The 5,574-nt window shown below is 56.7% G+C and carries 6 protein-coding genes; 5 read left to right on the top strand and 1 reads right to left on the bottom strand.

The window, feature by feature from the left end; genetic code table 11:
• Nucleotides 1-2: 2 nt before the first annotated feature.
• The gene (gene pyrD, locus L977_RS22035; protein WP_014883242.1) at nt 3-1,013 is read right to left on the bottom strand and encodes a quinone-dependent dihydroorotate dehydrogenase; all 1,011 of its coding nucleotides are present in this window, start codon (nt 1,011-1,013) and stop codon (nt 3-5) included.
• Between the two features lie 249 nt (nt 1,014-1,262).
• Here pyrD and ssuE point away from each other — a divergent pair, with 249 nt between their 5' ends.
• The 5 genes from ssuE to ssuB are packed head-to-tail and all read left to right on the top strand — an operon-like array spanning nt 1,263 to nt 5,503.
• Complete coding sequence (gene ssuE, locus L977_RS22040; protein WP_014883241.1) at nt 1,263-1,838, top strand: NADPH-dependent FMN reductase; 576 nt, start codon at nt 1,263-1,265, stop codon at nt 1,836-1,838.
• A complete protein-coding gene (locus tag L977_RS22045; RefSeq protein WP_047626943.1) occupies nt 1,831-2,793 on the top strand; it encodes a sulfonate ABC transporter substrate-binding protein in 963 nt (320 codons plus the stop codon). The genes ssuE and L977_RS22045 overlap by 8 nt, the downstream gene beginning before the upstream one ends.
• Nucleotides 2,790-3,935 carry an FMNH2-dependent alkanesulfonate monooxygenase gene (gene ssuD, locus L977_RS22050; protein ID WP_014883239.1) on the top strand — a complete coding sequence of 382 codons (1,146 nt, stop codon included), beginning with the start codon at nt 2,790-2,792 and terminating at the stop codon, nt 3,933-3,935. The genes L977_RS22045 and ssuD overlap by 4 nt, the downstream gene beginning before the upstream one ends.
• Nucleotides 3,936-3,944: 9 nt before the next feature.
• Nucleotides 3,945-4,736, top strand: coding sequence for an aliphatic sulfonate ABC transporter permease SsuC (ssuC, locus tag L977_RS22055; RefSeq protein ID WP_014883238.1), 792 nt, complete (start codon nt 3,945-3,947; stop codon nt 4,734-4,736).
• Nucleotides 4,733-5,503, top strand: a complete 771-nt coding sequence (ssuB, locus tag L977_RS22060) for an aliphatic sulfonates ABC transporter ATP-binding protein (RefSeq protein WP_047626944.1) — start codon at nt 4,733-4,735, stop codon at nt 5,501-5,503. Before ssuC ends, ssuB begins: the two co-directional genes overlap by 4 nt.
• Nucleotides 5,504-5,574: the final 71 nt, after the last annotated feature.

Here is a 5,574-nt window from a genome sequence, read left to right on the forward strand (position 1 = left end):
GATTAGATATGGGTAACGATTTCTTTAATCAGCGGCGGTCCTTTAAAAATAAAGCCGGAATAGATTTGCACCAGCGATGCCCCTGCCGCCATCTTCTCGCGCGCAGCAATCACCGAGTCGATACCGCCGACACCAATAATCGGCAAACGCCCTTTTAATTCTGCAGACAGAGCACGAATAATTTCGGTGCTTTTTAATTGTACCGGACGGCCACTTAACCCACCCGCTTCGTCACAGTTTTTCATTCCCTGAACGAGGGAGCGATCGAGCGTCGTATTGGTCGCAATAACACCATCAATATTATGGCGAACTAAACTGTCGGCAACCTGGATCAATTCTTCAGGCGAAAGATCCGGTGCGATCTTCACCGCGACCGGAACATATTTATGGTGGATCGCCTGCAGTTCATTTTGTTTATTTTTAATGGCGCTGAGAAGATCGTCCAGCGCTTCGCCATATTGTAAAGAACGCAGGCCCGGGGTATTCGGCGATGAAATATTCACCGCGATGTAACCGGCATAGGCGTAGACTTTTTCCATACAAATCAGATAGTCATCTTTACCTTGTTCAACCGGCGTGTCTTTATTTTTACCGATATTAATGCCCAGCACCCCATCGAAATGGGCTTTTTTCACGTTCTCGACCAGGTGATCAACGCCGAGATTATTAAAGCCCATGCGGTTGATTAGCCCTTCGGCTTCCACCAGGCGGAACAAACGCGGCTTATCATTTCCCGGCTGTGGACGCGGGGTAACGGTACCGATTTCGATGGAGCCAAAGCCCATTGCGCCCAGGGCATCAATGCACTCGCCGTTTTTGTCCAGACCGGCCGCCAGACCCAGCGGGTTTTTAAAGGTCAGACCCATGCACTGCACAGGTTTTTCCGGCACATTCTGGCGCACCAGAGCCGCCAGAGGCGTTCCGGTAATGCGACGTAATTGCTGGAATGTCAATTCATGAGCGCGCTCAGGATCGAGCTGGAAAAGGGCTTTACGAACGAAGGGGTAGTACATGAACTCTCCTGGATTCCCGGTGTGCAAACCGGGAGGGGATTATGGGCGATCCCGCTGCGAAAAGGAATTGACCTGCGGCAAAAAAATCATCGTAAAACGCAAACGTTTACCTCCCGGTCTCTTTCTTATGCACTTTTTCGCATTTTAATTGCAGATAAATCATTTAGTGGAATAACCGCGCGGTGTCACACTCCTGAAAATTGTTATGAATGTTAGATAAAAGCAAACAATTGGTTATAAGGAGGAAGTATGCGCGTCATTACCCTGGCCGGAAGTCCACGATTCCCTTCGCGTTCCAGCGCCCTGCTGGAATATGCCCGTGAAAAGCTCAATGCGCTGGATGTGGAAGTGTGCCACTGGAATCTGCATAACTTCGAACCCGAAGATTTGCTGTACGCCCGTTTCGACAGCCCTGCGCTGAAAACCCTCACAGAGCAACTGAAAGAGGCAGACGGTTTAATCGTGGCGACACCGATCTATAAAGCCTCTTTTTCTGGCGCACTGAAAACCCTGCTCGATCTACTGCCGGAGCGCGCGCTGGACGGCAAAGTGGTGCTGCCGCTGGCAACGGGCGGAACGGTTGCCCATTTACTGGCGGTGGATTATGCCCTGAAACCGGTCCTGAATGCCCTGAAAGCACAAGAGATTCTCCATGGGGTTTTCGCGGACGATTCGCAGGTCATTGATTATCAACACAAGCCGCACTTTACGCCGAATCTGCAAACGCGCCTCGATGCTGCGCTGGAAACCTTCTGGCACGCGCTGCATCGCCGGGATATCCAGGCACCTGCGTTTGGCCAGCCTCAAGGAGTCGCACATGTTTAAAACCTTAACCCGCCTCGGGCTGGCTGGCCTGATGGCCTTGACCGGGCTGGCTCAGGCCGCAGAAACAGCGCCGGACAGTTTACGCATTGGCTATCAGAAAGGCAGCGTCAGTATGGTGCTGGCAAAAAGTCACCAGCTTCTGGAAAAACGCTTCCCGGACACCAAATTTGCCTGGATCGAGTTTCCTGCCGGCCCTCAGATGCTGGAAGCCTTAAACGTAGGCAGTATCGATCTTGGCAGCACAGGCGATATTCCGCCGATATTCGCCCAGGCTGCGGGGGCGGACCTCGTTTATGTCGGCGTTGAACCGCCGAAACCGAAGGCCGAAGTCATTCTGGTGCCTGAAAATAGCGAGATTAAAAGCGTTGCCGATCTAAAAGGTCATAAGGTCGCTTTTCAGAAAGGCTCCAGTTCACACAACCTGCTGCTGCGCGCTTTACAGGAGGCCGGGCTGAAATTCACGGACATTCAGCCTGTTTACCTGACCCCAGCCGATGCACGTGCCGCGTTCCAGCAGAAGAATGTTGATGCCTGGGCTATCTGGGATCCGTACTACTCCGCAGCATTACTGCAAGGAGGCGTGCGTGTGCTGAAGGATGGCACGACGCTGAAACAGACCGGCTCGTTCTACCTTGCCGCGCGTCCTTACGCGGAAAAGAATGGTGCATTTATTCAGAACGTACTGGATACCTTTACGCAGGCCGACACGCTGACCCAAAGCCAGCGTCAGGAAAGTATTGCGCTGCTGGCGAAAACCATGGGCTTACCTGAACCGGTGATTGCGAGCTACCTCAGCCACCGTCCGCCGACCACCATTTCACCCGTGGATGCGCACGTCGCCGCGCTACAGCAACAAACCGCTGACCTCTTCTATCAAAACCGCCTGGTGCCAAAACAGGTCGATATTCGCGAACGCATCTGGCAACCCGCAGGCAAAGAAGGAGCTAAATCATGAGTCTGAATCTTTTCTGGTTTTTACCCACCCACGGAGATGGCCACTATCTTGGCACTGAAGAGGGTTCCCGCCCGGTTGACCATGGCTACCTGCAGCAGATTGCACAGGCGGCGGACCGCATCGGTTTCACCGGCGTGCTGATCCCGACCGGGCGTTCATGTGAAGATGCCTGGCTGGTCGCCGCGTCGATGATCCCGGTCACCCAGCGTCTGAAGTTCCTGGTTGCGTTACGTCCAGGCGTGGTTTCCCCCACCGTGGCAGCGCGTCAGGCGGCAACGCTGGACAGACTCTCCAACGGTCGTGCCCTGTTTAACCTGGTGACGGGCAGCGATCCGCAGGAACTGGCAGGCGATGGCGTGTTCCTCGACCACACCGAGCGCTATGAGGCTTCTGCCGAGTTCACCCGCGTCTGGCGGCGGCTGCTTGAAGGTGAAACCGTCACCTTCGAAGGCAAGCATATTCACGTTCGCGACGCCAAACTCTACTTCCCGCCAGTGCAGCAGCCGCGCCCACCGCTCTATTTTGGCGGGTCGTCGGATGTAGCCCAGGATCTGGCTGCCGAGCAGGTCGATCTGTATCTGACCTGGGGCGAACCGCCTGAGCTGGTAAAAGAGAAAATTGCCCAGGTGCGCGCAAAAGCGGACGCCCATGGCCGCAAGGTGCGCTTCGGTATTCGTCTGCACGTGATTGTTCGCGAAACCACTGAAGAGGCCTGGCGGGCGGCAGACCGTCTGATATCCCATCTGGACGATGAGACCATCGCAAAGGCGCAGGCCGCGTTTGCCAAAACCGACTCCGTCGGACAGCACCGAATGGCATCCCTGCACAACGGCAAGCGCGAGAAGCTGGAGATCAGCCCGAACCTGTGGGCAGGCGTTGGCCTGGTGCGCGGCGGTGCGGGCACGGCGCTGGTCGGGGACGGCCCGACCGTGGCAGCGCGGATTAATGAATACGCGGACCTCGGTATCGACAGCTTTATTCTCTCCGGTTATCCGCACCTGGAGGAGGCCTACAAAGTGGGCGAGCTGTTATTCCCGCATCTGGATGTGGCCATCCCGGAAATACCGCAGCCACAGCAGCTTCAGCTGCAGGGAGAAGCGGTGGCAAACGAATTTATCCCTCGAAAAGCCGCGCAAAGCTAAGGAGTGACCATGTCTGCCACCTCACAAAAATGGCTGCTGCGCGCCGCGCCGTGGTTTTTACCCGTCGGCATTGTGGCTCTCTGGCAGCTCGCATCATCCACCGGCTGGCTGTCGAGCCGTATTCTGCCCTCTCCTGAGGGCGTTGTAGAAGCGTTCTGGTCGCTGAGCGTCAGCGGTGAGCTGTGGCAGCATCTGGCGATCAGTTCCTGGCGCGCGGTGATTGGGTTTTCTATTGGCGGCAGCATCGGCCTGGTGCTGGGGTTGATCAGCGGTCTTTCCCGCTGGGGTGAGCGGCTGCTGGATACCTCCATTCAGATGTTGCGTAACGTGCCGCATCTGGCGCTGATCCCGCTGGTCATTCTGTGGTTTGGGATTGATGAGAGCGCGAAGATCTTCCTCGTGGCGCTGGGCACGCTGTTCCCGATTTACATTAATACCTGGCACGGCATCCGCAATATCGATCGCGGCCTGGTGGAGATGGCGCGAAGCTATGGCTTGTCGGGTTTTTCGCTCTTTCTACACGTGATCCTGCCGGGCGCCCTGCCCTCCATCATGGTCGGAGTGCGTTTTGCCCTCGGCCTGATGTGGCTGACGCTGATTGTCGCGGAAACCATTTCGGCTAACTCTGGTATCGGCTACCTGGCGATGAATGCCCGCGAGTTCCTGCAAACGGACGTCGTGGTGGTTGCCATTATCCTTTATGCCCTGCTCGGCAAACTCGCCGACGTCAGCGCCCAGTGGCTGGAACGCAGCTGGCTGCGCTGGAACCCGGCGTATACCCTTCAGGAGGCGAAAGCATGAATACGGCACGACTGAATCAGGGGACACCGTTACTGTTAAACGGCGTGACCAAACGCTACGGCGAAAACACCATTCTTAACGCGCTGGATCTGCATATTCCCGCCGGGCAGTTTGTGGCCATTGTCGGGCGCAGCGGCGGCGGCAAGAGTACGCTGCTGCGCCTTCTGGCCGGACTGGAATCCCCTAACGGCGGCGACATTCTGGCAGGGACAACGCCGCTGGCCACTATTCAGGACGATACCCGCATGATGTTTCAGGATGCGCGACTGCTGCCCTGGAAGACGGTGATTGATAACGTCGGGCTGGGGCTCAAAGGACACTGGCGGGATGAAGCCCGTCAGGCGCTGGCCGCCGTCGGACTGGAAAACCGCGCCGGTGAATGGCCTGCTGCGCTGTCGGGTGGGCAGAAGCAGCGCGTGGCGCTGGCACGGGCGTTAATTCATCGTCCGGGCCTGCTGTTGCTTGATGAGCCGCTCGGCGCGCTCGACGCCTTAACGCGGATCGAAATGCAGGATCTGATCGAATCCCTGTGGCAGACGCATGGATTCACGGTTCTGCTGGTCACGCATGACGTCAGCGAAGCCGTGGCGATGGCCGACCGGGTGCTGTTAATAGAAGACGGAAAAATTGGTCTGGATCTGACGGTGGATCTTCCACGGCCTCGTCGTGTCGGTTCGGCAAGACTGGCGGAGCTGGAGGCAGAAGTGCTGGATCGGGTGATGAAGCGCGAGGGAACGGAGTTACAGCGAGTTAAGGCTAATGCCTGATGCCCTCACCCCGGCCCTCTCCCACTGTACAGTCCGGGGACATAGTGAACACTTGTTCGGGGACATGGTAG

It is taken from the genome of Enterobacter sp. ZOR0014, from assembly GCF_000798855.1.
Classification (GTDB): domain Bacteria; phylum Pseudomonadota; class Gammaproteobacteria; order Enterobacterales; family Enterobacteriaceae; genus Enterobacter; species Enterobacter kobei.

Coding starts and splice junctions, on each gene's coding strand:
- pyrD (WP_014883242.1), bottom strand. CDS start 1,013: ATGTACTACCCCTTCGTTCGTAAAGCCCTTTTCCAGCTCGATCCTGAG.
- ssuB (WP_047626944.1), top strand. CDS start 4,733: ATGAATACGGCACGACTGAATCAGGGGACACCGTTACTGTTAAACGGC.
- L977_RS22045 (WP_047626943.1), top strand. CDS start 1,831: ATGTTTAAAACCTTAACCCGCCTCGGGCTGGCTGGCCTGATGGCCTTG.
- ssuE (WP_014883241.1), top strand. CDS start 1,263: ATGCGCGTCATTACCCTGGCCGGAAGTCCACGATTCCCTTCGCGTTCC.
- ssuC (WP_014883238.1), top strand. CDS start 3,945: ATGTCTGCCACCTCACAAAAATGGCTGCTGCGCGCCGCGCCGTGGTTT.
- ssuD (WP_014883239.1), top strand. CDS start 2,790: ATGAGTCTGAATCTTTTCTGGTTTTTACCCACCCACGGAGATGGCCAC.